Raw genomic sequence first — 244 nt, 5'->3', positions numbered from 1 at the left:
CTGAACAATCATCACATTCATATAATTTAAAGTCCCGTTTAAAACCATATTTATCATGACGATAGGCATATCTTTTAAAACCTAATCGCTTTTTGTTTGGACAAATGTATTCATCGTTAATTTCGTCATAATCCCAATTTTGAGTATTAAAGATGTCACTTTATACTTTTTAGTTTTATCTTTTTTCAACATACCGTAAGTTATAAGCGATGTTCGATTAAAATCATCTATAATTGCCATATAA

At 27.5% G+C, this 244-nt stretch carries 1 pseudogene; it reads right to left on the bottom strand.

The features are described from left to right. Nucleotides 1-244, bottom strand: a pseudogene (locus HMPREF3131_RS11510) (IS5/IS1182 family transposase); the annotation flags it as partial.

The sequence above is a fragment of the Staphylococcus sp. HMSC14C01 genome, from assembly GCF_001808085.1.
GTDB classification, from domain to species: domain Bacteria; phylum Bacillota; class Bacilli; order Staphylococcales; family Staphylococcaceae; genus Staphylococcus; species Staphylococcus hominis.
This window is presented reverse-complemented; position numbering and strand designations above follow the sequence as displayed.